This is a genomic window from Paraburkholderia mimosarum LMG 23256 = NBRC 106338, from assembly GCF_000739815.1.
In the GTDB taxonomy this organism is placed as follows: domain Bacteria; phylum Pseudomonadota; class Gammaproteobacteria; order Burkholderiales; family Burkholderiaceae; genus Paraburkholderia; species Paraburkholderia mimosarum.
Genome location: NZ_BBJJ01000013.1, coordinates 42,951 through 69,770, shown reverse-complemented (window position 1 = coordinate 69,770; position 26,820 = coordinate 42,951). Strand labels below are relative to the sequence as shown.

Annotated in this window: 20 protein-coding genes; 7 read left to right on the top strand and 13 right to left on the bottom strand. The window is 64.5% G+C overall.

Annotated features, from left to right (window positions below):
- Positions 1-2 precede the first annotated feature (2 nt).
- Both BMI01S_RS12585 and BMI01S_RS12580 read right to left on the bottom strand, forming a co-directional pair.
- Positions 3-3,176, bottom strand: coding sequence for an efflux RND transporter permease subunit (locus BMI01S_RS12585; RefSeq protein WP_028230814.1), 3,174 nt, complete (start codon positions 3,174-3,176; stop codon positions 3-5).
- On the bottom strand, positions 3,173-4,309 hold the full coding sequence (locus BMI01S_RS12580; protein ID WP_028230813.1) for an efflux RND transporter periplasmic adaptor subunit: 1,137 nt from the start codon (positions 4,307-4,309) through the stop codon (positions 3,173-3,175). The genes BMI01S_RS12585 and BMI01S_RS12580 overlap by 4 nt, the downstream gene beginning before the upstream one ends.
- Positions 4,310-4,688: 379 nt before the next feature.
- Here BMI01S_RS12580 and BMI01S_RS12575 point away from each other — a divergent pair, with 379 nt between their 5' ends.
- Entirely contained in the window at positions 4,689-5,450 is a 762-nt protein-coding gene (locus BMI01S_RS12575) for a TetR/AcrR family transcriptional regulator (protein WP_028230812.1), read from the top strand.
- Positions 5,451-5,528: 78 nt separating this feature from the next.
- On the opposite strand, the gene BMI01S_RS12570 is transcribed toward BMI01S_RS12575, so the two are convergent.
- The 3 genes from BMI01S_RS12570 to BMI01S_RS12560 all read right to left on the bottom strand — a co-directional run bounded on the left by BMI01S_RS12570 (position 5,529) and on the right by BMI01S_RS12560 (position 7,417).
- Complete coding sequence (locus BMI01S_RS12570; RefSeq protein ID WP_028230811.1) at positions 5,529-6,584, bottom strand: AI-2E family transporter; 1,056 nt, start codon at positions 6,582-6,584, stop codon at positions 5,529-5,531.
- A gap of 184 nt (positions 6,585-6,768) precedes the next feature.
- Positions 6,769-7,179 (bottom strand): hypothetical protein, encoded by a 411-nt coding sequence (locus tag BMI01S_RS12565; RefSeq protein ID WP_028230810.1) that lies wholly within the window; start codon positions 7,177-7,179, stop codon positions 6,769-6,771.
- Between the two features lie 55 nt (positions 7,180-7,234).
- On the bottom strand, positions 7,235-7,417 hold the full coding sequence (locus tag BMI01S_RS12560; RefSeq protein ID WP_028212606.1) for a hypothetical protein: 183 nt from the start codon (positions 7,415-7,417) through the stop codon (positions 7,235-7,237).
- Positions 7,418-8,297: 880 nt separating this feature from the next.
- Between BMI01S_RS12560 and BMI01S_RS12555 the strand changes: the two genes are divergently transcribed.
- Positions 8,298-10,508, top strand: a complete 2,211-nt coding sequence (locus BMI01S_RS12555; RefSeq protein ID WP_409372314.1) for a DUF3772 domain-containing protein — start codon at positions 8,298-8,300, stop codon at positions 10,506-10,508.
- A gap of 220 nt (positions 10,509-10,728) precedes the next feature.
- Complete coding sequence (locus BMI01S_RS12550; RefSeq protein ID WP_036019321.1) at positions 10,729-11,043, top strand: hypothetical protein; 315 nt, start codon at positions 10,729-10,731, stop codon at positions 11,041-11,043.
- Positions 11,044-11,725: 682 nt separating this feature from the next.
- On the opposite strand, the gene BMI01S_RS12545 is transcribed toward BMI01S_RS12550, so the two are convergent.
- On the bottom strand, positions 11,726-12,694 hold the full coding sequence (locus BMI01S_RS12545; protein ID WP_028230808.1) for a LysR family transcriptional regulator: 969 nt from the start codon (positions 12,692-12,694) through the stop codon (positions 11,726-11,728).
- Between the two features lie 116 nt (positions 12,695-12,810).
- On the opposite strand from BMI01S_RS12545, the gene BMI01S_RS12540 reads away from it, so the two are divergent.
- Positions 12,811-13,668: an oxidoreductase gene (locus tag BMI01S_RS12540; protein ID WP_036044848.1), complete on the top strand. Its 858-nt coding sequence runs from the start codon at positions 12,811-12,813 to the stop codon at positions 13,666-13,668.
- Between the two features lie 196 nt (positions 13,669-13,864).
- On the opposite strand, the gene BMI01S_RS12535 is transcribed toward BMI01S_RS12540, so the two are convergent.
- The 7 genes from BMI01S_RS12535 to BMI01S_RS41910 form a co-directional block, all read right to left on the bottom strand.
- The gene (locus BMI01S_RS12535; RefSeq protein ID WP_028212603.1) at positions 13,865-14,317 is read right to left on the bottom strand and encodes a hypothetical protein; all 453 of its coding nucleotides are present in this window, start codon (positions 14,315-14,317) and stop codon (positions 13,865-13,867) included.
- A 747-nt stretch (positions 14,318-15,064) separates the two neighbouring features.
- Entirely contained in the window at positions 15,065-15,349 is a 285-nt protein-coding gene (locus tag BMI01S_RS12530; RefSeq protein WP_154671226.1) for a hypothetical protein, read from the bottom strand.
- Between the two features lie 119 nt (positions 15,350-15,468).
- Complete coding sequence (tssA, locus tag BMI01S_RS12525) at positions 15,469-16,587, bottom strand: type VI secretion system protein TssA (protein WP_028230807.1); 1,119 nt, start codon at positions 16,585-16,587, stop codon at positions 15,469-15,471.
- Positions 16,584-20,597, bottom strand: coding sequence for a type VI secretion system protein (locus tag BMI01S_RS12520; protein WP_028230806.1), 4,014 nt, complete (start codon positions 20,595-20,597; stop codon positions 16,584-16,586). Before BMI01S_RS12520 ends, tssA begins: the two co-directional genes overlap by 4 nt.
- A complete protein-coding gene (locus tag BMI01S_RS38080; protein WP_051381401.1) occupies positions 20,594-21,652 on the bottom strand; it encodes a DotU family type IV/VI secretion system protein in 1,059 nt (352 codons plus the stop codon). The genes BMI01S_RS12520 and BMI01S_RS38080 overlap by 4 nt, the downstream gene beginning before the upstream one ends.
- Complete coding sequence (gene tssK / locus BMI01S_RS12510; RefSeq protein ID WP_042289368.1) at positions 21,645-23,012, bottom strand: type VI secretion system baseplate subunit TssK; 1,368 nt, start codon at positions 23,010-23,012, stop codon at positions 21,645-21,647. The genes BMI01S_RS38080 and tssK overlap by 8 nt, the downstream gene beginning before the upstream one ends.
- Positions 23,013-23,047: 35 nt before the next feature.
- Complete coding sequence (locus tag BMI01S_RS41910; RefSeq protein WP_051381400.1) at positions 23,048-23,539, bottom strand: hypothetical protein; 492 nt, start codon at positions 23,537-23,539, stop codon at positions 23,048-23,050.
- Between the two features lie 545 nt (positions 23,540-24,084).
- Here BMI01S_RS41910 and tssB point away from each other — a divergent pair.
- The 3 genes from tssB to BMI01S_RS12490 all read left to right on the top strand — a co-directional run bounded on the left by tssB (position 24,085) and on the right by BMI01S_RS12490 (position 26,815).
- Positions 24,085-24,678, top strand: coding sequence for a type VI secretion system contractile sheath small subunit (tssB, locus tag BMI01S_RS12500; RefSeq protein ID WP_028230805.1), 594 nt, complete (start codon positions 24,085-24,087; stop codon positions 24,676-24,678).
- Between the two features lie 21 nt (positions 24,679-24,699).
- Positions 24,700-26,175, top strand: a complete 1,476-nt coding sequence (gene tssC, locus BMI01S_RS12495) for a type VI secretion system contractile sheath large subunit (RefSeq protein WP_028212598.1) — start codon at positions 24,700-24,702, stop codon at positions 26,173-26,175.
- Between the two features lie 133 nt (positions 26,176-26,308).
- Positions 26,309-26,815: an Hcp family type VI secretion system effector gene (locus tag BMI01S_RS12490; protein ID WP_028212597.1), complete on the top strand. Its 507-nt coding sequence runs from the start codon at positions 26,309-26,311 to the stop codon at positions 26,813-26,815.
- Positions 26,816-26,820: the final 5 nt, after the last annotated feature.

Genomic DNA, 26,820 nt, shown 5'->3' with positions numbered 1-26,820 from the left:
GATCAACCCTCCGTATGCTCGACGATGACCGGTTGCTCGCCGCGCTCGTCACTGCGGACCCTGAAGCAGGTCGCGTAGAGCGCCGGCAGGAAGAACACCGTCAACAACGTGGCGACGGTGATGCCGCCCATCAGCGCAGTCGCCATCGGCCCGAAGAAGCCCGAGCGCAGCAGCGGAATCAGCGCGAGCACGGCGGCGGCGGCCGTCAGCATGATCGGCCTGAAGCGCCGCACCGTGGCGCCGATGATGGCGTCGAAGCGCGCGTGCCCCGCCGCGATGTCCTGGTCGATCTGGTCCACCAGGATCACGGAATTGCGCATGATGATGCCGAACATCGCGATCACGCCAAGCAACGCGACGAAGCCAAACGGCTTGCCGAACAACAGGAGCGCCGTCACCACGCCGATCAGACCCAGCGGTGCGGTGAGCACCACGATGAAGGTGCGCGCGAAGTTCTTCAGCTGGATCATCAGCAGCGTCAGCACCGCAATGATCATCAGCGGCATTTCGGCGTTGATCGACGTCTGGCCCTTCACGCTCTCCTCGACCGCGCCTCCCACCTCGATCCGGTAGCCCACAGGCAGCTTCGCGCGCACCGCCGTGAGTGCGTTCTCGATGTCGTGCGTCACGTCGATGCCCTGCGCGTCGCCGCGCACGTCGGCCTGCACGGTGATGGTCGGCTGGCGATCGCGCTCCCAGATCACGCCGTACTCGAGCGTGTCGCGCACATGTCCGAGCGAGCCGAGCGGAACCGGGCCGTTCGGTGTCGGCATCGCAAGGCTCGTGAGCTTGGCGGGATCGACGCGCTCGCTCTTCGGCGCACGCAGATCGACGTTGATCAGCTTGTCGCGCTCGCGGTACTGCGTGACGGTGTAGCCGGACAGCGTCATGGCGAGGAAGCTCGACACGTCCGCTGAGGTGACGCCAAGCTGGCGCGCGCGGTTCTGGTCGATCTCGAACGAGATCGAGCGTTCGGCCGGCTCGTCCCAGTCGAACTGGACGTTGCGCGTGCGCGAATCGGCACGCACTTTCTCCGCGACCGTATCCGCGATCGATCGCACCGTAGCGATATCGTCGCCGCTCACGCGGAACTTGATCGGAAAGCCCACGGGCGGACCGTTTTCGAGTCGCGCCACCCGTGTGCGGGCACCGGAAAAGTCCTTCTCCAGTTTCGCGTCGAGCCAGTGCATCAGTTCCTCGCGCGTTTCGACGTCTTTCGCCGTGATCACGAACTGCGCGAAATTGGGCTGCTGGAGCTGCTGATCGAGCGGGAGATAGAAGCGCGGCGCACCCGTGCCGACGAAGTCGACGTAGTGGTCGATGCCGGCCTTGCCGTCGAGGACCTTCTCGAGCCGCTTCGATTCACGCAGCGTCGCCTCGAACGAGGCGCCTTCCGGCAGCCTGATGTCGACCAGCAGTTCGGGACGTTCGGAGTTCGGGAAGAACTGCTGCGGCACGCGCGTGAACGCAACCATGGCGAGCGCGAACAGCCCGCAAGTCACGCCAAGCACCACCCCGCGCCGCTCGATGCACCACGTGACCCAGCCCGACAGGCGTCGGTAGAAGCCCGTGTTGTACACCGCATGCTCATGGTCGTGTCCGGCTCCAGCGTGAACCTTCCGCTCGGGCAGCAGGTGAAAGCCGAGCAGCGGCACCAGTACGACCGCCGCGAACCACGAGACGATCAGCGCGATGGCCGACACCTCGAAGATCGAGCGCGTGTACTCCCCCGTGCTCGATTTCGCCAGCGCGATGGGCAGGAAGCCCGAGACGGTCACAAGCGTTCCGGTCAGCATCGGAAATGCCGTGCTCGAATACGCAAACGCCGCCGCGCGCATGCGGCTCCAGCCCTGCTCCAGCTTCACCGCCATCATCTCGACGGCAATGATCGCGTCGTCGACGAGCAGGCCGAGCGCCAGCACGAGCGTACCGAGGGAGACCTTGTCCAGCCCGATACCGAAGATATGCATGCACAGCGCGGTCACGGCGAGCACCATCGGGATCGTGATCACAACCACCATGCCCGTGCGCAGGCCGAGCGAAACGAGGCTCACGACCAGCACGATCGCCACCGCTTCACCAACCGCCTCGACGAAATCGTCCACCGAGTGCTTGACCGCGTGCGGCATGCTCGAAACGGCGACAAGCTTCAGACCCGCGGGCAGCGTTGCCTGTAGTTCGGCAGTCTTCGCGTCGAGCGCCTTGCCGAGATCGATGACATCGCCGCCCTTTTGCATCGTCACGCCGATGCCAAGCACCGCCTGGCCGCCAACGCGCACTTGCGTCACGGGCGGATCGTCATAGCCGCGCTTGATGGTGGCAATGTCGCCAAGACGGAACGAGCGCTTGTTCACGGTGATCAGCGTGTCCGCAAGCGCGCGCTCGTCCTTGAAGGCGCCGCTCGGACGCACGAATACGCGGTCGTCCGCCGTCGTGATGGTGCCGACGGGCGCGACGGCGTTCTGCGCGTCGATTGCCTGGGCGAGCTGCTGAGGCGTGATCGAAAGACGCGTGAGCTGCGCATTCGAAATCTCGACGAAGACATGCTGATCAGGGTCGCCGAAGTAATCGACCTTGGCAACGCCCGGCACGCGCAGCAGAACCGTACGCAGCTGGTCCGCGTAGTCGTGCAGTTGCGCGGGCGTGAAGCCGTCGCCTTCTAGCGCGTAGATGTTCGTGTAGACGTCACCGAACTCATCGTTGAAGAACGGTCCTGCCGTGCCCACGGGAAGCGTCGCGCGGATATCGCCCACCTTCTTGCGAACCTGGTACCAGGTCTCGGGCACATCCTTGACGGGCGCCGAGTCCTTCATCGCGAAGAAGATCATCGACTCGCCGGGACGCGAGTAGCTCTTGATGTTGTCGACATACGGCGCCGCCTGCAGCTGGCGGCCGATCCGGTCCGTGATCTGTTCCTGCACTTCGCGGGCGGTCGCGCCCGGCCAGTACGTCTTGATCACCATCGTGCGGAACGTGAACGGCGGGTCTTCCGACTGCGCAAGCTTCGTATAGCCAATTACGCCGAAAAGCGTGGCCAGCCCGATCAGGAAAATCACGAGCTGCTGGTGTGCCAGCGCCCACGCGGAGAGGTTGAAGCCCGTACCGCTCGCGCGTTCCTCGCCAGAAGCGTTCGCCGGCGCGCGTTCGAGCGCGTTTTCTTCGTCGCGCGCGTTCATACCGAGCCCTCCGGATGCAGCGGAGGCACCACCTGCACTTGCTGCCCGGAACTCACGGCATGCACGCCCTGCAGGATCACGCGGTCGCCATCGCGCAGTCCCGAACTGAGCGAGACCGTGCGCTCGTCGTATCGCTCGATCGTGACGGGGCGCAACTCGAGCGTGTCGCTGCCCTTACGCACGACCCACACGGCCGGATTCTCACCCTTGTGAAAGAGCGCCGTCACCGGCAGCGTAAAGACCTGGCCGCCGGCAGCGAGATTGTCGGCCGCGCTGAATGCGACATTCGCGGTCATGCCAAGACGCACGTCGGCGCCCGGCGAAGTGAGCGTGAGCTTCACACGCCACGTGCGGCTTTGCGCGTCGGCCGCCGCCGACACCTCGCGCACCTGCGCTTCGAACGTCTTGCCTGGCAGCGCGGGCAAGGTGACGCGCGCCTTGCTGCCGACGGCCAGCGAGGCCACGGTCCTTTCGGGCGCATCGCAAACGATATCGACGTCGCCGGTCCAGTCGAGGTGATACACGGCCTGGGTTGCCTGAACGTTCTGGCCGGTATCCGCATCCTCCGATGTGATGACGCCGTCGTGGTCCGCGGTAAGCGTGGCGTAGCGCAGGTGATCCGTCGCGAGCGCCATCTGGGCGAGCGCGGAAGTGCGCTGCGCGAGTGCGGAAGCGTAGGCGTCCTGAGTTTGCTCCAGCTGCGCAGGCGCAATCAGGTTTGCGCGCGCCTGCGCCTCATCGCGGTCGAGCTGCTGCTTGGCGAAGACGAGGCGATGCTCGGCGGCGTCGAGTTGCGCGCGCGCATTGACGAGGTTGTTCTGCAGATCTGTCGGGTCGAGCAACGCAACCGTCTGTCCCGCCTTGACCGTATCGCCGATACGCACTCGCCGCTCGATGACCTTGCCGCCCACCCGGAACGACAGAGGCGTGGAATAACGCGCCTGCACCTGCGCGGGCAGCGAGGTGCTGTCGACGCGCCCATCCGGATGAACCGCCAGCGCGACGACGGGCTTGACCTCGGCGACCGCTACGTCGCGGTGGTGGCATGCACTAAGGACGATGGCGCTGCACGCGGCGACGACGACGGTCGCCTTGCGTGTGGATGGAAAGAAGGAAGGTAACAGGGAGCGCACTCGTTTCAGCGCGACAAGACCGGAATGTTTCACGATGTTCACACAAGGCAGGTGATGAATTCGGGTGGAAAAGGATGACCCGATGGAACGGCGGCGCATGCTTCTTTGAAAGGCCATCGCATCGGGTAAGCAACACGCGCCTCAAAGCGGATCCGCACCATTTGACAGGCGCATTCGCTGATGCACGCGCGCACATCTGCACGACGTTTGCGGACTTGGGCGCTGGGCAGCTACAACGTCCCGGAGACGCGTTCTCTACCCCTCGGTCCCGCCCGTTTCCGCTTCCATCGCCGCGCGGGTGACATTAGACCCATTCCTGATGATGTTGTCAACTATGAGATTTGAATCTACAATCTGAGGATACAAAGGAGGAGCTAACATGCCCAACGTCCCGAGTTCGCGCGCGAGCCGTCGGCAACCGTTGAAGGGGTCCAGTCCATCGAGTCCGGGCCGCGAACCCGTCGCAACGCGATCGCCGCGCGTGGCCAGACGCAAGCTCGAAACGCGGCTCCGGCTGCTCGATGCCGCGTTCGAACTGGTGGCACAGAAGGGAATGGACGGCGTCACGATCACCGAGATCACGAACGCCGCCGACGTGGGATTCGGGTCCTTCTACAACTACTTCGACTCGAAGGAAGGGATCTTCACCGCGCTTGTCGAATGGCTGTTCGAGGAATTCGCCAGTACGCTCGATCGCCTCGCCGCGGGGTTGCCGGACCCGGCCGAAGCGGTTGCCGTGTCGGTGCGTCATACGCTTTTGCGCGCCTACCGGGAGCCCGTTTGGGGGCAACTCCTGATCCGCGAAGGGCTGTCCACGCGCGCACTGAGCAGGGGGCTGGGGCAGCGGCTGCTGCGGGATACGAAGAGAGGAATTTCGGAACGACGCTTCATCGTCGCGGACGAACTGATGTGTGTCTTTTCCGTGATCGGCACTGTCGCCGCGGGAGTCGCCGCCGAGCTTCACCTCTCCGGCTCTTCAAAGCGCGCGGTTCGCGCACGAAAGGCCCTTCGATCCAGGCACGAAAAGTTTGCCGAGAGCACGGCGGCCATCGTGTTGCAGGCGTTCGGCATCAAGCGCGCGGAGGCCGAAAAGATTGCTCGCCGTCCACTCCCTGTGCCCGCTCAAACCGCGCGCATCTGAAGGGATATGGCGGCCTGGGGCGAGGCGCCACGGGCCCGCTCAGGCAATCGGGCCTCATCCGCGCTGATCTGGAAACGATCAGTCCTGGTAAAGCGCACTTGCCAGATAGCCCCGCCGTAGTTCCCGCAACGCAGAAACAACGATGGCACTGACAGGCAGCGCGAGCAGCACGCCGAAGAAACCGAACAGTTGCCCAAACGCCAGCAACGAGAAAATGACCGCCAGCGGATGCAGGCCGATACGCTCGCCAACGAGCCTGGGTGTCAGAACGACACTCTCGAGTATCTGTCCGATTCCATATACGACGGCCACCGCTGCGAAGCCGTACCAGTTCCCGAATTGCAGAAACGCGGCGAGCAGCGCAAGAACCAGCGCGGTCGAGAATCCGATATACGGCACGAACACGGCAAGTGCGGTGAGAAGGCCGACGGGCAGCGCGATGTCCAGCCCGGCTATCGTCAGCGCGATGGGGTAAAACACCGCAAGTATCACGACGACGAGCAGTTGCCCGCGGAGATATTGCGCCAGCATCTGGTCGATCTCCGCAACGAAGTGGCGAGTTTTTCCAAGCCAGCGCCGCGGCACAAAGCTCTCCATGCGCTCGAGCGCCTCGTGCCTGTCGTACAGCAGATAGAAAAGAACGACCGGCACCAGCACCGCATTGCCCACGAGGCTGATCATCATATTGCCGCTCGTGCGCAAGTACTCCCACACAGCGAGGGCAGCGCCATGCTCGCCCGAGATCAGTCGCGCCGTCAATGCGTCGCGGACACTCGCCAGATCGAGCGAATAGTGGATTCCCAGGAAAGCCAGCCGGGGCTTCAGCGTCGCGTCAAGTTTGGTCGCCAACGAAGGCGCCTGTCTTGCCAGCTCGGGCCCTTCTCTCTGGATGACCACGAATACCAGCAAAACAAACAGCAGAACAAGCGACGCGAACAGGGAAATCATGACGAACGCCGCGAGACCGCGGGGTACGCGATGACGTACGAGCCACTCGACGCCTGGCTGCAAAACGTACGCAATCATGGCACCGAGCAGAAACGGCGTAAGGACGGGACGCAGGATCCATAGCAGGACGCCAGCCGATAGCGCAACGGCTCCCCAGAACAATGATTGGCGATGGTAGACAGTCATAGGTATGACCTTTCGGCGTTTAAAGATCTGATTGGCACGCGAGCGGCGCCGCAAAATGGCTTGACTCGCATGCGCTGACTTTACCCTGCCGTCATCACCCCGCATTTTCGGACACCGCATCGGGACAGCGGCGATACATCGGCAATCCGCATATGTGATATTAACATCACTATTGCTTACAACGTCAACTATGGTCTGTTCCACTCGCTTCCGCGGCGTGCGTTGCCGCTCGCAGCACGGCACTATCCCCGATATGGAAGCGCTTGCCAGCCGGTGAAACCAGTGAAACGGGCTTGCTGAATTCCGTACCGTCCGGCTGCACGCATGCAGAATACCTGACGACAGCCACCCATTCGTAAATCTTCCCGCCACGCGGCATCGCCTTGATCTGCTCAACGAGGCCGCGGGGTTCCCGCGACCTTTCCCAAACGTCGCCGTAGTAGCGACATTTCTGATCCGCCGACGCCAGTACCATGAAACCACCGTTCGAATCAGCGGCCGGAGCGCCCACGACTATGGTCTCGATTGACGCATCGGTAGCCGCATTGGCATGGACCATGATCGGCAGGAGCAGCGCGGCAAGTGACTTCCTCATTGATCCCTCACTGGAGTGTTGCATCTGTTCCCGGTGACACGTCAGCCGATGAGGTTCAGTGCATCTGCTCGCTATTCAGTGCAAGCAGGCGCTCCAGTTCCAGCAGGGCCTCGCCAAGCAGGTCGATGGCGCCATTGGGCGTGGATGCCGTAGCAGCACTGCGAAGCGCGGCCTGTACGATCTGGTGAGCGCTTTCTGGTCTTGCTTTATCGATCCTCGCGATGAATTGCTTTTCCATAAGTACTCCTTCTCTGAACAATAAGAATCCGGCACCTGATGGATGAGGTGACGGCGGAAAGTATATGCGCCGCAGACCTTGAATGGCTGATCGCAATTGTTTGTTTCCATCTTGCCAACGAACGAGACGATGGGCTGCGTGCAGGTTCGCAACGGTCTCAAGCTCAGACCCAGCTTCCATCACAGTTGCCGACACAGCTCCCTAAACTGCCGACACGTCCCTCGACACCGCTTGCGCAACTCCCCCAATAGGAGCTGATCTAAGCTGCTCGCGGCCGCGACGTCCTGCGCGAATGCTCACGACACTCGCGGCCTGCAGTTGACTCTTTCGTCAACCAACCGACGAGCCGTTACTGCGCCCGGCGTCGACGCATACCTGTCGCGCGTCTGCCACATTTATGTCTAATTATCACTTATGATATAGTCGTCATTTTTCTAGACCGGACAGCGAACGTCTCTTCCGCTACACGCATAGGCACATCGGTGGATGGCGCCTGCTGCACCATGAGGGATGGCGATGACGTTTTGCGCGTCTCCCCCCTGCCCGAGCCATGCGACAAGTCCTTCTGGTCACTTTCCGCCTCATCGTCCTTGCGTTGTGGGGCCTCGTACCGGCCGTTGCATACTCGGCGGGCAATCCGCCTGCAGGGGCGGACGGTGGCTACGCTTCGCGCATCGCCGGCGTCGGTTCCGACGCCGGGGAAGCACTCAATGCGCTTCAGGCCAGGGAAGACGCGATCAGGCAGCGGGCGTCAACGGCAACCGGTGATGCCGAACTGATCGAACTGGATTCGCTGAGCCGGCGCATAGTCGACGACGTCGACAGACTGGTCGCAACCTCGCTGCAGCCCGAGCTCGAACGGACGCACGCGCAGCTCGATGTGCTCGGCGCGGCGCCCGTCGCCGGTGCAAGGCCGGAAACACCCGCGGTCGCCCAGCAACGCGACGTCCTGACCGCGCAGCAAACGCGGCTTGACGCGCAAGTCAGGCAGGCGCAAGGCATCAAAGGCGATCTGGCCAACGTCGACGCACAGATCGGACGACTGCTCCACGAACATCTGAAAGACCAACTGGCGCTTCGCACCGACAGCATTTTGAGCGCTGCGTTCTGGGCGCCCATGGTTCACCCGGAAGCGGCTGACTATCAGAACCTCCGAGCGTTTGGGATGCAGGTCGAAAAGCAGATGCAATCGATGTGGCGACCGGGACGCTTCCTCGCCACGACGGTCCTTCTGCTGGCCGCGCTGGCCTGCGCAACGGTTGGTGCCAGCCTTCTCGAACGAACAACAGGATGGGTTTGCATTCGACGTCTGCCGGAAGGACGGCTGCGGCGCAGTGCCTTCGCAATATCGACGGTGTTCGCGACGCTTGCGACCACGATGGTTGCGATACACCTCGTCAGCGTGGCCACTGGCAGTCAACACGGCTTGTCGCCCGCCCTTCAGACCTTCACTGACGAGCTTGTCAAGCACATCGTCAATTGCGCGTTGGTCCTTGCGCTTGGCAGGGCGTTCCTGTGTACGGAGCATCCTACCTGGCGCCTGCCTGCCATCGCCGATCCGGTTGCGCAGGCGCTCAGGTCTTTTCCACGGACGTTGGCCGCGCTGCTGCTGTTTTCGGGGGCGATAGAGCAAATCAACCGAGCCGTCGACACCAGCCTTCAGCTCACGATTTTCACTCGCGGTCTCGTCGCGCTGATCGTCGCGCTGGCCATCGGCGCTTCGTTGCTTCATGCCAACCGGGTACGTACCGCACTGGCCGCGGCCGGAAATTCGCCAGAAGGTCGGTCGACACTTGCGGGCCTGATTCATGCGGCCGTCTGCGTGGTCGTAGTGGGCGCCCTGGCGGCATTGGTCTTCGGGTACATTTCCGTTGCGCGTTTCCTGACCTACGAACTCGTGTGGTTCGACATCGTCCTGTGCAGCCTCTATTTTCTCGTGATGCTTACGCGCGATGTATGCGAAAGCCTCTTTTCTCCGGCGCATGCAAGCGGCAATACGATCAAGCATCTGTTTGGCCTCGGGAATGCTCATCTTGCACAGATTTCGACGATGCTTACCGGGATATTCCGAAGCGCACTCATCGTCGCCGCAGTCATTGCGCTGCTAACGGGCGGTCTCGGAACCACGCCCGCGGACCTCATCTCCAGCATTCTCGAGGTGCTGGGCGGCGACCGGCTGCGTGCGCTCAATATCGTCCCCGCTCACATCTTCAGCGCGCTGCTTACAGCCGGCGTCGGAATCTATCTGGTGCGGTCCGTTCGCAAATGGTTCGACAGGGAGTTGCTGCCCAAGACGGAAATGAGCCCCGGCATGCGGGCGTCATTGCTCACGTTGTTTGCGAACATCGGTTACGTGCTCGTCGTGCTGCAGTCCTTGTCCGTGCTAGGCGTCAGATGGCACAACCTTGCATGGATAGTCAGTGCGTTGTCGGTGGGAATCGGTTTCGGTCTGCAGGAGATCGTGAAGAACTTCATCTCCGGACTCATCCTGCTCGCTGAGCGGCCGGTGAAGGTGGGCGACATGATCAGTATCGCCGGCATCGAGGGGGACATCCGACGCATTAGTGTGCGTGCCACCCAGATCCAGCTGGCAGACAAGTCGACCGTGATCGTGCCGAACTCACAGCTCATCTCGCAGAACGTGCGCAACGTCACGATGGGAAATACCACGCAGGGTATCGCCTCGCTTGTGCTCACGTTCGCTCTCGACGTCGACCCGGAGCAGGTCCGCGACATTCTTCTCGATGCGTACAGGGATCACCCCTCGGTTCTCGCGCATCCGGCGCCGTCCGTCATGTTCAGTCAGTTGACGCCCGAAGGCATCACGCTCACGGTCACGGGGCATGTGAGGAGTCCCAGGATCGCCGCCGACACCAAAAGTGAACTCCTGTTCGCCATCCTGAAGCGGCTACGCGCCGCGGACATCCCTTTGTCGACCCCACGAACGGTTCTGGTCCATGCACCGCAGGGTGGCCTCCCCAATGGGCTTGGCGCGGCTTCGGGCGGACCGCCGCGTCGCAGTCTTTCGTTAGCCGGCGCAACGAGCGTATCGGCGAACGCCCGCGATACCGCGGGCGGCGTCGAGGCGTAGCGCAGGTCTTTCCCGCCAGGGCACAGCGACGTCGGCTCCTGCACTTTCTGGCGACGGACGTTGCGTATCCGGAAACAATGAATTCATGTAAGCGGTTTGAAATACACGGATAAGAAGATTGCGATCCTCAAGACCATAGGCAGAGAGATTCACAGTTTCTCCAGGTCGTTTTCAGATAATCCGCGTCATTGTTTCCGACGCCAAAAATTGGAAGATAATCATGGCGAACGCGTTCATGCCCGTTTTCACGGTCGTGTCAGTCCTCCCTCTTTCCACTGTCAAATTCGCAGAGGACAACGGTCCTTTGGTGCGTGATCTGGCGCGCAAAGCCATCGTGAAACTGCAGCAGGCGGACTACGAACGCATCGATGGCGATTCGCGCAGTCCTGCGGACATCCACGTGACTTTGGCAAGCCTGGCGGCTCGACAGCAGGCGTTCAGCAGCTCGAACGCAGTGAAATTCGATTCATCGGTTTCCGGCGCAACGAAAGCGTCGCGCCTCGCCTCGTATCGTTCGATTTATCAGGAAGGTTGATTGGACGTCGAAGTGCGCTATAGGGAAAACTTTTCAGCCCTGGTGCGTCTTGCGTAACGCGACGCGGGTGCAGGACATCGGCGATGTGCTGTGCTTACTTCAGTGGCGCTATTACGTCATCAAGTTAGGGATCCTTCGCGTTCCTGTGTGTAAGCACTAGCCGTTGTGCGCCGATTCAAGACTATATCCGCTTCATTGAAAGGAAAACTGCTGTGCGATTGAGGATAGTGATACTTTTTTAGGCAATTATCGCCGCATGCTTGTGCGGCAGTGCAGGAGCGCATACGAGCGTCGGGGTGTTGGTAGGGGTACCGCCCCCGGTCATGATGGCGCCCGCGCCGATGTTCTACGCAGCGCCATCTCCCGTCGTCGTCCAATCGATCCAGCCATCGCAGACGACGGCCTATGTTGAAAAGGCACAGGAGAGTCCGCCGGCAGGCTCGTGGTGGTACTGCCCGGCGACGAAGAAATATTATCCCTACATCAAGGGATGTTCGAGCGGTTGGGTAGAGGTGCCCGCGAAGCCGGCCGGGACGAAATGACATGCCAACTTGTATGGTCGCGCTCGCCGGTTGCGCTGCCACGCCGATGGCCCCGACAGTGATGGCGCTGCCCGGCCCGGGCAAATCGTTCGATCAATTCCGCAGTGTCCAGCAGTTCGCTTCCGGGCAGACCGGGAGAATCAGGCTCGTCTCGAAGTACGTCTGCGTTGCGGGTGCTGTGCAGCGCGAAGCTCGGACGGATCGAGAAAAAAGCGTCGGTTGCCGGCCATGCGCTCGACCATAAAGTCGATGAACGTCTTCACGCGCAGCGATTGTTCGGTTCGGTGCTTATAGTAGATGTAGATCGTGCCGTATTCAGTAACGTGCTGCAACAGCAGCGGAACGAGCCGCCCGCTTCTGATATGAGTCGTGGCGTTGAAGCTGCCCAACTGGCCGATGCCAAGGCCCGAGAGCACAGCCTGGGTCTCCAGCTCCGTATCGTTCACGCAGATGGCGGCCGGCACGTCGCGATAAGCGATCTCATCGCCGATACGGAACTGCCACTGCGCGAGCTTGCCCGTGTTTGCCCGCCGGTATCCGGTGCAGCGATGTCGAGCGAGATCTTCGATGGTCCGCGGCGCGCCGTTGCGCTCGATATAGTCCGGCGATGCGCAAACGATCAGCTGAATCGGCACGAGCCGGCGTGCGATCGAGCCGCCCGAAGGCGGCGGTCCACCGCGAAATCCGACGTCGGCGCGATCGGTCACGAGATCCGTGAATTGATCGTCGAATTGCACTTCGAGTTGCACGTTCTGATAAAGCTTCTGGAATTCCTCGAAGTACGGCCACAAGACCGGAAGCCCGAGTGCGCGCGGGGCGCTGACGCGCAGCATGCCGGCCACGTCTTCTTTCGAACGCCGGGCCTCGTCGAGCGCAGACGAGAGCATGGCGAGCGCCGGCTCCACGCTATCGAGTAGTCGTTGGCCCTCTTCGGTGAGGCTCAGTTTGCGGGTTGTCCGATGGAAAAGCCGCACGCCTAGTTCTTTTTCCAGTTGCATCACCGCATGGCTTGCGGCCTGCGGCGAGATGCCTTGATCGACCGCCGCGGCTCGCAGGCTTCCCAGCGCCGCGGCACGGACGAAAACGGTGATCGCGCGAACTCCGTTCATTTTCCGGGCCCCTGATTCGCAAATAAAGGTTGATTATCACGCCAGTAATATACGGCTATTCTGCGTCAATCGTCATGCGTACCATGGCATCACCTAATCACCCCAGGAGAGAGATCATGGCTGACATTCAACAAGGCGGCTTCACGCGCGTATGGTTCATCACCGGCGCATCGAGAGGCATCGGCGCATTGATTGCAGAAGCAGCGCTCGCGGACGGCAACGCGGTCGTGGCCGCCGGACGCAATGTCCGCGCCATCGCCGAGCGTCTCGGCGAGTCATCCGCATTGCTCCCCGTTGCGCTGGACGTGGCGAATGAAGCCGAGGCAAAGGCGGCGGTGCAAGCGGCGGTTGAAAAATTCGGACGCATCGACGTGCTGGTCAACAACGCGGGCTTCGGTCTGCTGGGTGCGGTGGAAGAATCTTCCGACAAGGACGTCCGTCGGATGTACGACACCAATATATTCGGATTACTAAACGTTACGCGCGCCGTACTGCCGACGATGCGCGCAAATCGCTCGGGCCACGTGGTCAATATTTCATCGATCGGCGGCTATCGGGCCGCGGCGGGATTTGGCGTGTACTCATCTACCAAGTTCGCTGTCGAAGGCATTACCGAAGCGTTGCATGCCGAGCTGAAACCACTGGGCATTCAAGCGACCGTTGTCGAGCCGGGGTATTTTCGTACCGACTTTCTTGATGCGTCTTCGCTGGCCGTTGCGCCGGAAGTGATCGTCGATTATGACGAGACCTCGGGCGCGGTGCGCCGCAAGGCCGTGCAGATGAACCACAACCAGCCCGGCGACCCCAGGAAGCTTGCAGCCGCATTGATCACGCTCGTCGACGCGTCGAACCCGCCGTTGCGGCTTGCGCTTGGCACCGACACACTGGCTGCCATCGCTGCGAAAAATGCCTATGTAGCGCAGGAGACGGAAGCGTGGAAGGATCTGTCCAGGTCGACGGATTTCGCTGCCTGAGCGAAGAAGGCGGCGATCCGGCGTTGGCTGGGCCGCCGCGCCCGATGGCCGTTGTCGCCCGGAAGTCGTCGTCGGTGCCCGTCGGCGTGTGGTCCGCAACGGCTCTGTGACTCATTCGGTCTTGCGCTGCAGACGTTGCCCTTTGGGCAGCCCACCGCAACGCTACCGTGATTCTCGACCCGCTTCTTATTGCGGACTATTCGGCATGCCAGGTTCGATCGAACCTCACATCGACGGCCGGTTCCTTGCATCCGGCGCGGAGGCGATCGATCAATTCGCTGGTGGCCCTGCGGGCTGTCGACACATCGCGCCGCGACCGTTGGAAGGCAACCATGCCCCATGGAACGACAATGACGACTACAACGCATCCCAAACCAGTAAGCACCGCAGCAATCACACGATTTGCCAGCGTACCGTCATGCGGGAGTGTTTGCTGGAGCCACACGAATGCCGGATCGATCCCGACATCGACAGTCATCGCCAATACCATGCTCAAAGCGACGTGCAGCGCAAGTCGCATTTCCTGGAAGCGAGGGCCGTCGTCGTTTTCCCGGTGAACGAGCACCACGGTCCGGGCGGCGATCGCAAGCGCAGCTAAGGTTAGCGCGCAAATGCAGCTCAATTCGAAGGTGGTGAACTTATTGCCCATGTTGTCCGTTCCATCGCGCGGGTTCGCGAACGTTGTGATCGGCGCTCAAGCGCACGGCTGGCGCGGTGCGCCGACCGAAGAGAAAGATGCGAGTCGCCCTGATTGGCATGGGGTGTCCATGAAAACTCGAACGGCGCCCTGCGCGTCCGGTCTCAACCGGTTGCGCAGGGCGCCGTTGCCCAGGCCCGTTGCCGGGCGATTCGGTATTCAGGTCGCTCAGTACGAAGAGCGAATCGCCATCGATTCGCCTTAGCGCAATACAATGCAAGTGCCATGCCACTGCGCTTTGCCTGCCGCCGACGTCGATATCGCTGCACGTCGGCGCGGCACGGCACGGTTGTGGTGCGCAACGGCATCCCTTCAGCGTCGCTCTGCACCCCAGCGTGGTGCTCGGCAGCGTGTCGAGACGCCGGATTCCGATCACGCCAGCCAGGTATCGATTAGGTGATTCGCGCCCCGGGAGCAGATCCCAAGTTTTGGTGAAGGCTTGCAAAGGCTACTCGACCTGCCTATCTTCAAAGCGGATGCGTGCGCCACGAGCAGCGAAGTTGCAGAACATTTAGCATCCCTTATCTTCCACGGAGAAAATCGTAAATATCAGGTGCTTCGTCATACCGGTTGAGGCCTGTCTCGTGGCGGTATCGATGGTCGCCTCGCAAGCCACCTGGGCCGAGGCTATCGGGGCCGGCGATACGCGAGTCGGTTGCATCCGCAGCCCGGCAAACAGTGATCGAAGCGCGCTGGCGATCAATGCGCGTTCGCGGCGTGGCGTCCGTGCGCGCTCGCAGCGTGCGACGTGTCTGCGGAGTCGTCTTCCGGCGGGGCGCCGGTCACCGCAACGACGACCCGAACGTCCTGTGCGAAGGCGTCCTCAAAGCGCACGCGCGCCAGCGTGACGCACTGTACCGGCGTGCCGGCTCCCATGCGTGCGGCAGCCTGTGCGGTGGCCTTCGCGGCCAGGCCGAACACGGCAACGGCCTCATCCCAGGTGAGGCCCGTTGTCATGATTTCCTGGACTAGCTTGCCCGCCACGGTTCCGATCCTCGTCCTCTGCTCGTCATTCATCATACGACTCCACTCGCACATGCCATTGGAAAGTACGGATTGCCTGCGCAAGTTGCGGGCCTGAAGCAGCGGTCCTTAACACCCCCCTACTGCTTGGGCCCACTCTCGGGCAGCAGACCCAATGCCGTTCCCAATGCCCTGCCGCGTTCTCCCGCCATGAGTTCGGCCAGCAGCTCCGGCAGCGGCTTGCCGCCCCAGTCGAGCGCGCGCTTGAGCATGTACGGCACGGGGCTGTGCGGTTCATAGCGCATCAGATAATCCGCGACCACCGCCAGCAGCCGATACGCCTCCTCGCGCGACTGCGGCACATTCGGCTTCCTCGCGGCGGGCGGCTCGGCTGCGTCGCCGGGCGGCGTCACTTCGAGCGGTGCGCGATCGATCATCGCTGGCTCCCCAACCGTTGCGCTATCAACCATCACCGCCTCCTCCTGCTTCGGGTGCCCCGTGAGCCACTCGCGCAACACGCTCTCCAACCGGTCGAGCGTCTCCATCAGCGTGCCGAATCCCGGCGCCTCTGCGCCGAGCCGCGGCGTGCACCAGGCGTCGAGTTGCGCGATGGGCGCACGGGCCGCCGCGATCGCGCGCAGCCCGTCGCGCAGCTCGGCGGGCGCAGCAGCGTGCGCGGCCTGCGCCAGTTCCTGCGCCTCGCGCGCGGCCGCCTCCCGCCTCGCGGCCGGAACATCCTTGCGGTCCTTCAAGGCAATCGCTTCGCGCTGCGCGACTTGCCAGCGCGTGAGCGTCAACGCCGATCCTTCCGGTCCCGCGCACAAGGCGATACGCCCGCGGAGCAGGACGGGAAACTGCTCCGCGACCCATGCGAGCGGCGCGGCACGAAAGCCCATGTCGCCGTCACGAGGCAATGGGTGGATGTCGTCCCAATAGCGTTCGCACAGTTCGCTTAGCAGTTCGAAGCATGCAGGCAGCGCGGCACATCCATATCGATGCAGCCAGCTTTCGCCCAGCCACGCCGCCAGCGTGAGATCCTTGCTGCGCCGTATCAGGAGTTCGCGGCAACCTGCCTCCACGGCGGGCCAGTCGGCCACCTTGAGCGTGGTTTGCCAGATGCCGGCTGGCAGTGCCGGATCGTCCTCGCGGCGCGCCGCCTTGATGGCGTCGAATGCCGGGTCGTGCAGCAGCGAGACTCCGGCCGGTGCGCCACCGGGAATCGGTTGAACGAGCGCTTCGATATCGAATGCCGGCTTCATCCACGCCCCGCCTGTGGGTTCGACGGCCAGGGTCCGTAGGTCACTGCAGGCGGCGAGTACAGGCTGCCGCCCGGCGCCGAGTACGGCAGGTCGGGCCATGAGAGCGCGGTTTTGGACGCGCCCGTCATGCCGAGGCGCATGAACATGCGCGCGGTCTGCGTGGCGCCATTGCGGTCGCGAACCGGCACGGACAGCAGCATGCGCGCGTTGCCCGCGCTGCCGTCCACCCCGTCTTCGGGCACCGCATGCAAGCGCACGAGCCGCAACAGCGCCCATGTGTCGTTGGCCGCCCACGTGGCCGCCTCGCCGTCTACCGAAAGCGTGGGCTGCGAAGCGTCCTGCATCGGCCGCCAGGGGCCGTCCTTTGCCCACCGCAAGCTCAGCGCGGCCGGCTGGCCCGGCGCCCAGCGCAGCGGCGCACCGGCCGCCGCCGGCCACGCAAGCGTCTGGCTGCCGCTCGCGAGCGACCACTGGATCACCTGGTCCGCCCCGGCTTCGTCGGCCCGATCGATGCGCCAGTCCACTGCCACGTCGACGCCCACGAGCGCACCATCGGCGCCGCGCGCCACCAGGGCATCGAGCCACGGCTTCGCGCGTGCGAGTCTCGCGAGAAACTGCTGCGCGCCGGCGTGCGGGCCGCCGCTCGCCGCGGCGGCGCTCATGCCGCGTTGCGCGTCGGCAAGCTTCGCATCGAGCAGCGCGACGAAGGTCGCCGTCTGCCGCAGGTCGGCGGCCTGCGCGTTCGCATCCGCGGAGAACGGAAAGCGCCCCGCGAGGTAGCGCTCGAAATAGCTGCGCAATTGCTCGTATGCCTCGCCGCCGGTGCCGATCTGGAGCCGGTAGCACCGCTCGCGCGCGGACGAAACGAGCCGCGTACCCGCGCTCGCGACGATATCGCCCGATCCCGGCACCTCTACCTGCGCGAGCGAAGCGCTGCACGTGTCGAGGTCCATCTTGTCGAGCTGGTTGGAGATGATCGAAGGCACGGCCACCAGCGCGCTCGCCGGGCTGCGCGCGCGATACTGCGCGAGATCCGCGAAGAGCGCTTTCCAGCGCGCGACGAGTCGCGCGTCCGCAGTCGAGAGCGGCGGGTTCTGCGTGGTGAGCCAGTCGATCGCGCTTGCCGCGCCTGCCGCGGTGTCCGCCACCGCGCTCGCCTGCGCCGCGAGGTAGGTTTGCAGCGCCTCTGGCGTTGCGGCCCCGAACGCACGCATCGATCCTCCCGGGCTGCCGTTCCAGCCCGAGAAGTCGCCGCGCATCGGCTGGAACGGTTCGAGCGATTGCAACTGGACATCGGTCGAGCGCAGCACGTCGAGCGCGGCGTCGCTCACGCGCAGCGCGACCGCCTGGGCGAGATCCGGCCGGCCGAGCGAATCGAACGCTTCCACCAGGTCGAGCGCGTTCTTGCGCAGCGTGTCGAAGGGCGCGGCCAGCGTTTGCGGCGCGTACGCGATGTCGCGCGCGCGGCCGGGATCCGCCGTTGCCGCGGCCCGATTCGGCACCGAGAGCGCGGCCACCATGCTGTGCACGGTCGCATTGCCCGCCGCGGCCAGCAGCGCGCCACGCCACGCCTCGGGTGCCTGGGCGAGCGGTCCGGCCGCGTATTGCTTGTACGCGGGGAGAACCGCGAGCGCGCGTTGGACCGCGTCCGCGTCCACGCTGCGGATCTCCGCGTTGCCGCCCCCTTCGCCCGCCACGAACGGCTGCCCGAGCAGCGTGCGCAGCGCGTCACGCAGCGGCAGCAGATCCTGCGCGAGTTGCAGCCCCGTGGCGGGACTGGATGCGAGCACGCCCGGCAGATTGCCACTCGCGAGCCAGCGCGCCGCGAACGCGCTCTGCGCGTTCTGCTCGTGGTCGAGCACACTGGCAACCGGCGTCGCGCCGATCAGACGCAGGCCTTTTGCGGTATCGAAAGTCGCGGTGAGTCCGGGCACGAGCTCCTGACCGTGGGTGCCCGCCCAGCCGTGGTCGGCGGTGTCGACCTGGGTCGCGAGCGTATCGATGCGCGTGGCCAGCCCGGAGAGGGACGCGGTGGACGGCACGGCGCCGGGCGCCTTGAGATCGGCGAGCATCGCCTGGATCTGCGCAGCGTTCGTCGTAAGCGAGGAATCCTGATAAATGTCGTCGAACCAGCGGTCGAAGGTTTCCTCGAAGCAGACGCTGGCGCGCGCGTGCGCCGCGCGTGCCTCGGTGCCGTCGAACGGCAGCTGACCGCCTTCCACGCCCGTCTCGCGCACGGCTTCGTCGAGCCCCGCGCGGTCGGCCACATGATCGGGCGAGAAGCTCACGCCCACCGCGCCGCGCATGAGCTGCGCCAGCATGACGGTGTTGCCCGCGTCGCGCAGCACGAGCTCGTTGTAATTGGCGATCAGCCGCTCGGTCTGCGCCGCGTTCGCGACGAGCTGCGTGCCTTGCGTGTACGCGGGCAGATCCTGGGGCCGCCGCGCGGTCCCAGCGAGGCTGACGTCGTCGGCGGATGCCTGCGGGCCCGTGTCGCAGTTCAGGTCGGCGAGACGGCTCACGAGGCGCGCGCGCAGCGGCGTGAACACGAGCCCGCTCAGCACGTGGTATTGCGCGTCGTCGAGCCTGCGCCGCAAGCCGAAATACGAAAGCGGCATGAGCGGCGTGGCGAGCTGCCAGCGCGGCACCCGGACGAAGGCGTCGGCCGCGCTGCCCAGCGCGCGCGCCGCGGCCGCTTCGTTGTCGCTTGCGCCCGCTTCGTGCCATGCGACGCTCGCGAGCGCGAGCGCGTCATAGCTGCCCGCGAGCACCCGCGCATCGCTGCGCACGTGCCAGGTGGTCACGCCGAGACCCACGCACCAGAAAATGCCCAGTGCGATGGCGGCATAGGTCGCGAAGCGGTAACGCCGCATACGCAACGCGAGCACGCGCGGAATCGCGATGGCAAGGCCCTGCCCCGGCATGACCACGTCATGCCAAAGACGCGACGCGAAGGCCGGCGCCGCGCCGCGCGGTTCTTTTGCGGGCGGCATGCCGGGCTCGTCGCGCGCCCCGCCTTGCGGCACCGCGCCCACGCACCAGATGCCGCGCAAGAGCGGCGCCGTGCCGTCGGCGCCGCCGCGCAAGGTGGGCTCGACATGTTCGCGCAGCGGCTCGCGCAGGGCGTCGAGGCGCCGCGGCAACAGGAACACGTCGCTGTCCAGCGAACCGTCGAGCGTGCCCATCTCGGTGACGGTCGCGGCCAGCGCGCGGCTCATGTCGGCGAACGCCTCGTCCACCCACGCGGGCTCGAACGTGCGCCGCAGCGCATACGGCGAAGCCCAGCCAAGCGGCGTCTCGATGCGCTCGCGGCGCAACCGCGCCGAGAGCGCATCGAAGCCCGGCAGCGCGTCGCAGCCCGTCACCACGATGTAGAGCGGCAGCATCTGCCCCAGCTGGCGTTGCAGCGCGAGCACCGTGCGCGAGGCTTCTAGCGCCGTGTCGATGTCCGCGCGCAGTTTCTCGCCGCTCACGTCACCGCTTATGTCGCCGCTTGTGCCGCCGCTTGTGTCGCCGTTTATGCCGCCGCTCTTGTCTCCAGCGTCGCCGTAATCGATGAGCGTATCGAGCGCAATCACCCACACGAGTGCGTCGAGCGGCCTCCCCGCCCGGTTGCGCAGCAGCCCGCGCAACAAGCGCCCGCCCGTCGCGCCGCGGCGGCGTTCCGCGGCGGCCCGCACGCCGAGCGAGTCGCCCGGCTCGGCAATCAGGATGCCTTCCGCGTCATGCCAGATCCTGCCGAACCAGCCGGGCTCGCCAACGGGCGCGAGGCGCCAGCTCTTCGCCAGGGCGTCGAGCGCCGCCGGTGTGCCCGTGGCGAGCACGCGCGGCACCGAGTACGGATCGCGCACGCCCATCGTGGCGTGCGCCGTGCGGATCATGGCGGTGAAATTGCGCAGCGGCCTGCGTTCGTCTCGCCCGCGCACCCAGCGCACGACGAGCGCGGCCACGATCCCCACGATCAACAGCGCGATGAGGACGATAAGGACAACTACGAGCGTGGTCGTCATGGCCGCGCTCCGCGTAGCGCCTGAGCCTCGCCGGCTTCGTTGGCAGCGTCGGCTTCGTTGGCGTCCTGCGCGCTCACCATGACGATGCGCCGGGCGGGGAGCGCGGCGCCCGGGTTCGAGCCCGGCGTTGCCGATACGGTCTGCGCCGTAGCGGCATCCAACGTTTGCGTTGCGGGCCGCGTGTCGGCGGCCGGGGTCCGCGGCCGCAGCAGCCGCGTCGTTCGCGCGCGCGGCAGCACGACGCCCGAGGTGCTCGTATGGCCTACGTTCGCCGGACGCCCCGCGGCCATCGACACCGTTTCGAACTGCGTGAGCGAAGGCCGCACGGGCGCCGTCGCGTAGAGCCACAGCAGTTGCGATACCCCCAGCAGCGCGGCGAAGCCGATGCCGACGAACAGCGCCAGCCGCGCGCGGTCCGGAAACATCTGCGTGAGCGGACGCGTCTCGCGCGGGGCGAGCGCGGCGAGTTCGAGCGGAGCGCCAAGGCGGTCGGGCTCGGGATCGCGCTGCATGGCGAACGCAAACAGTGCGTGACGCAACTGGTCGTGACGCAAGGCCCCGGCCTCGCCGCGCAAGCGGCCGCGAAACCCCAGCGTGAGACAGGCGAGGTAGACGTTCGCGAGGTCGCGTTGCGAAGGATCGCGCCGCGCGAGCAGGCTTTCGATGGCGGCTGGAATGCGCTCGCCCGCCGCGCGCGTGCTGAAGATGCGCGCTTCGAGCGGGTACGTTTCCCAAGCGCTGGCGCCCGTCCACGCCGAAAAGAGCAACAGCTCGTCGAGCAGCGCGACGTAGGCGTACTGCGCCGCGGCGACGTCGGCTTCGCCGGCCGCGCCGGTCCATGCCATCGCATCGCGCGCGAGCTTGCGCGTGGCGGACTGCAACTGCGTGGCGAGCGCATCGGCCTCGCGCTGCGCATCGGCGGGCGTCTGTGGATTCGCGGCGCTCGCGGCCTGCGCGACCACGCGCGTGCGCGCGTTCTCCGCAAACGCGAATGCCACGACGAACGCGCGCATGAGGGGCAGGCGCTCGTCGCTGTTGTCGCCGGCGTCAAGCATGGTCGGCTCCCGCGTTGCGAGGGTCGTCCGCCGCGTCGCCGGTCGGCGTGAAAAGCTGCACGGCCCAGGGCGCACGCCCCGGCACCGTCGTGCGGACTTCGATGCATAACGGCTGCGCGCGATCGAACCACGCGTCCTCCACGGCCACCGCGAAGAGCGTCGTGTCGTCGCCCGTGGCGTAAGCGGCGCGCTCCTCGCGCGCGAGGCGCCGGCGCGCGAGGCCGCGCATGCGCTGGCGCGTGAGCGTCGGCATGTAGGGGCGCGACGCGACGACGGCATGATCGAGCCACACGCTGGCGTCGTGCTCGCCGGCGTCGGGGGGCATGCGCAAACCGATCACCAGTTCACGCGCCACGCTGCCGCCGCTTTCGAACGGCGGCGCGATCCAGAAGCTGCCGCCCTCCTCCGTGAAGGCGCGCACGCGATAGCCCTGACGTATCGTCGAAAGCGCTTCGTCCGCCCACGCGAGAAGCGGATCGAACGACGCGAGCAGCGCCATGTAATCGAACGTCGCGAATACGGGCACGCCGCGCGCCGGGCGCAGCGCCGCGAGCGCGCCCGTCATGCCCGCGACGACGCGATAAAGCTCGGCAGGATGCGCGATGCCGGAGACGAGCGTCGCCTCCACTTCCGGCAGGCGGCTCCAGAGCGCACAAAGCTGGCGCTCGATCTGCGCGGCATCGTCGCGCTCTTCGGCGCGCTGCGCCGCCTGCAGACGCCCGGCCAGGAAAACGCACTTTTCGCGCACGCGCATCACGAGGCGCATCACGCGCTGGCCGAGCACCGAATCGGCGCGCACGAACGGGCAAGGCGGCGCATAGTCCGCAATCGCCACGCCGCCGCCCTGTTGCCTCACGCGCAGGAGCGGCAAGCGATCGAATTCGTGGCGCCCGAGATCGGTCATCAAATGCAGGCGCGGCGACCATGTCGTGATCGAGGCGGGCTCGCCGCCCGAGACGAGATCGGGCACGTCCGGGCTTTCGCGCTGCGTGTATCGCCCGGCCTGAGGATCGAGCTGACCCCCGCGATAAAGCGGCGGCACCGCGAGATAGATCGTGACCTCCCTGTCAGGCTCGCTGAACGCGCGGCTCACGTCGATCTCGAGCACGGGGTCGCTCGGCGTGTGGCGAATGGCGAGACCGTCGGCCAGAATCGCTTCGAGCGCGCTGATGCGCACGAGCCCCTGCGCGAGCCCCGCGGCGTCATGTTCGAGCGAGAGCACGCCCCAGTAAAGCGCGCGAGCGGCGCCGGCGAGCAGCGCCGCGTGCCCCGCGGCGTGCAGGGCCTGTGTCTGGAAATGCTGCGGCAGCAACGGCATGCCGTCGAACCAGCAGACCGCATCGGGAAACGAAGTGCGCATGTTTATTGACTTTCTTTCACTAAGCGATTCGTGATTCAGCGCGCGGCCTGCACGCTCAGATCCTGGTCGCCGAGCAGCAGCAGCGCGTGGGCGGGACCGGTATCGAGCCTCACGCGGTGCGCACCCGGCGTCTGATAATCGGCGAACACCACGACGCCGGCGCCGCGTTTGCCGCCAAACGGAAACGGCGCCGCCGCGATCTGCTGCCCCGGCACGACTTCGAACGACACGACGGTGATGTCCTCGGGGTGATCGCGCCGCCATTGGTCACGCTGCGCGAACCACTTCGCCGATGGCAAACCGAGCAAGGCGTCGAGCAGTTGCGGATTGCGTACGAGCACGGCGTCGACGGCAATGGGCGTGTCCTGGTTCGCTTGCATGGAGACGGCAATGGCCAGGGTATCCACCTGCACCTTGGGCAGCGACGAGCACCCCGCGAGCGCCAGCAGCACCAGGCCGGCGAGCCGCCAGGCGCACGGCTTCCCGGCGCCCGCGCATGCGGCACCGGGCGAGAACGTGGTCGTCACTGCGCTATCCCCATCGTGTGCGTCGCCTCTTGTCTGCGATGCCTCCTGCCCGCGCGCAGGAGATCCCATGCTGGTTCGTAATTCTAGTCATGACGCATGTTTTGCCGCGCAATGCGGTTTGCGCGTAGTCTACAAGCGCCGACAGCCTCATTGCAATAACGATTTGTCAATCGTCCAATTCGAAAATTCGTAAATACGATTGAAAGCGATTGACTATATGCTCCGTAAATATTTTTTGAATTTTTTCGTTTCCTGTCCTAAAGTCCTCACCGTCTATCTTCACGAATCGCGCGACGATGGCGAGGTCACGCGGCGATCAGCGCGATCTTGATGCCGTGAATTCCCTTGTGTAAGGAATAGCTGGCACGCTTTACCTATGGATTTTCTGAAGGACCATGTATGGAAACGTAAATCGTTCATTTACGATTTGCGGAGCTATTTCTGTCTTCAAAGAAAGAGGATCATGAAAAAGACAGATTGACGAAAAACGCGCATCTTCCGCCATCACACAATGCAATAGAAGAACCACCGCCACCGAGGTGACCATGGCCGACAGTACCCAGCACTGGTTCGAACGGAACCGACCGCCGCGTGTCCAGATCACGTACGACGTCGAAACGGGCAACGCCATCGAAAAGCGCGAGCTGCCGCTCGTCGTGGGCATCCTCGCCGACCTGTCCGGCAAGCCCGTCGAGCCGTTGCCGAAGATGACGGAGCGCCGCTTCGTCGATATCGACCGCGACAACTTCAACGACGTGATGAAGTCCATCGGGCCGCGTGTCGCGCTGCAGGTCGACAACACGCTCGCTGCGGACGGCAGCAAGATCAATGTCGAATTGAAGTTCGATCAGATCGACGACTTCGATCCCGTCAGCATCGTCCAGCAGATCGCGCCGCTCAAGCAGCTGTACGACGCACGGCTGCGGCTGCGCGACCTCCTCACCAAACTCGACGGCAACGACGAACTGGACAAGCTCCTCCAGGAAGTGGTGCATGACCCGAAGGGGTTGAGCGAAATTCGCTCGGCGCACCCGCAGGACACGCCCACCGCGCAATTGCCGCCGCCAGCTCCGGGGGCCAATCCTGGAGCCGCTCCGGGCGCGGCCCCGGAAGCTTCCGGCGACACGCCGGCCAGCTGAGCCCAACGCGAGGAGACAATCATGTCAGACACTCAGGCCGCCGCCACGGCGCAGGCGGGGACGGTCACGCTGCTCGATCGCATCGTGCACGAAGGCCGCATGGCGCAATACGAAGACCAGCAGCAGCACGCGCGCGAACTGCTCGCGGAGTTCGCCTTGCAGGTGCTCGACAAGAACATGACCATCAGCCGCGACACGGTGGCGATGATCAACGATCACATCCGCAAGATCGACGAGCTGATCAGCGAGCAGCTCAACGAGGTGCTGCACCATCCCGACATGCAGGCGCTGGAGTCGTCCTGGCGCGGTCTGCACTTTCTGGTGAAGGGTTCGGAAACGAGCACGCGCCTGAAGCTGCGCCTTCTGAACGCCTCGAAGCAGGATCTGCAGAACGATCTCGAGAAGGCCATCGACGTCGATACGAGCGCGCTCTTCAAGAAGATCTACGAAGAGGAATACGGCACCTTCGGCGGTTTTCCGTTCAGCGTGCTGGTGGGCGACTATTACTTCACGCGCCAGACGCCCGACGTGAGTCTGCTCGAAAAGCTCGCCTCGGTGGCGGCGGCCGCGCACGCGCCATTCATCTCGGCGGCGCACCCGCAGCTCTTCGACATGGCGAGCTTCACGGAGCTGGGCGTGCCGCGCGATCTGTCCAAAGTCTTCGAGACGATCGACATGGCGCGCTGGCGCGAATTCCGCAAGAGCGAAGATTCGCGCTACGTCGCGCTGACGCTCCCGCATGTTTTGATGCGGCGTCCTTATCATCCGGACAGCAATCCGGTCGAGGGGATGAACTTTTTCGAGGATGTCGACGGAACCGACCACTCGAAGTATCTATGGGGCAACTCCGCCTATGCGCTCGCGCAACGCATCACCAACGCGTTCGCGCAATACAGCTGGTGCGCCGCGATTCGCGGCGTGGAAGGCGGCGGCGCCGTGGAGCACCTGCCCGACCACATCTTCCAGACCGCTTCCGGCGACAAGGCCATGAAGTGCCCCACGGAAGTCGCGATCACCGATCGCCGCGAGAAGGAACTCGATGCGCTCGGTTTCATCGCGCTCGTGCACAAGAAGAACGAGGGGCTCGCCGTGTTCTTCGGCGGCCAGACCGCGTGCAAGCCGGCCCAGTACAACACGCCCGAAGCCACGGCGAACGCACGTATTTCGGCCATGCTGCCGTATATCCTCGCGGCGTCGCGCTTCGCGCACTACATCAAGGCCATCATGCGCGACAAGGTGGGCAGCTTCATGACGCGCGACAACGTGCGCAGCTATCTCAACACGTGGATCGCCGACTACGTGCTCGTGAACGACAACGCCCCCCAGGAAATCAAGGCGCAATATCCATTGCGCGAGGCGCGCGTGGACGTGACCGAGGTGCCGGGCAAGCCGGGCGCGTACCGCGCGACGGTGTTCCTCAGGCCGCATTTCCAGCTCGAGGAGCTGACCGCGTCGATCCGGCTCGTGGCTACCCTGCCGCCGCCGGCGGCCGCCTGATTCGCGCAGCGTGGACCGCGATTCGATGAAGAGACGACGGCCGGGCGGCGCATAGGCGTCACTGGTTCCAGGACTCGCGCGGCGCGGCGTACGCGGCCCGCGCGCTTCTTTACTGCTTCGGGAGCAGCAAATCATGGATTCGATCATTCTCGATCTGGGCAGCGACATCAAAGGCGAGTGCACTTTGGAGGGCTATACCGACAAGATCGAGTTGATGTCGTACAGCCATAACGTAGCGATGCAGGTGACCAACGACGTCAGCAACTCCGAGCGCACGTCGGGCAAGCCTCATGTCGGCGAGTTCACCGTCACGAAGTTCGTTGACGTCGCCACCCCTACGCTCAACGAGTATTGCTGCGGCGGCAAGGCCATTGCGAGCGCAACGATCGTGGTGGGCCGCAATGCCGCCGAAAGCGACGGCAAGGTCATGCCGTTCATCACCTACACCCTCAACAACGTGGTGCTGAGCAACGTCAGTGTGTCGGGCGGCGCGGGCGGCAAGCCCGTGGAAACGCTCTCGCTGAACTTCACGAAGATCAAGTGGGAACTCACCTCGCAGAAGGACGACGGCTCGAAGGAAGGCACGGCGGCCTCCACGTGGGACATGGCCGCGAACAAGGTCGTCAAGGCGGCGAACTAACACGC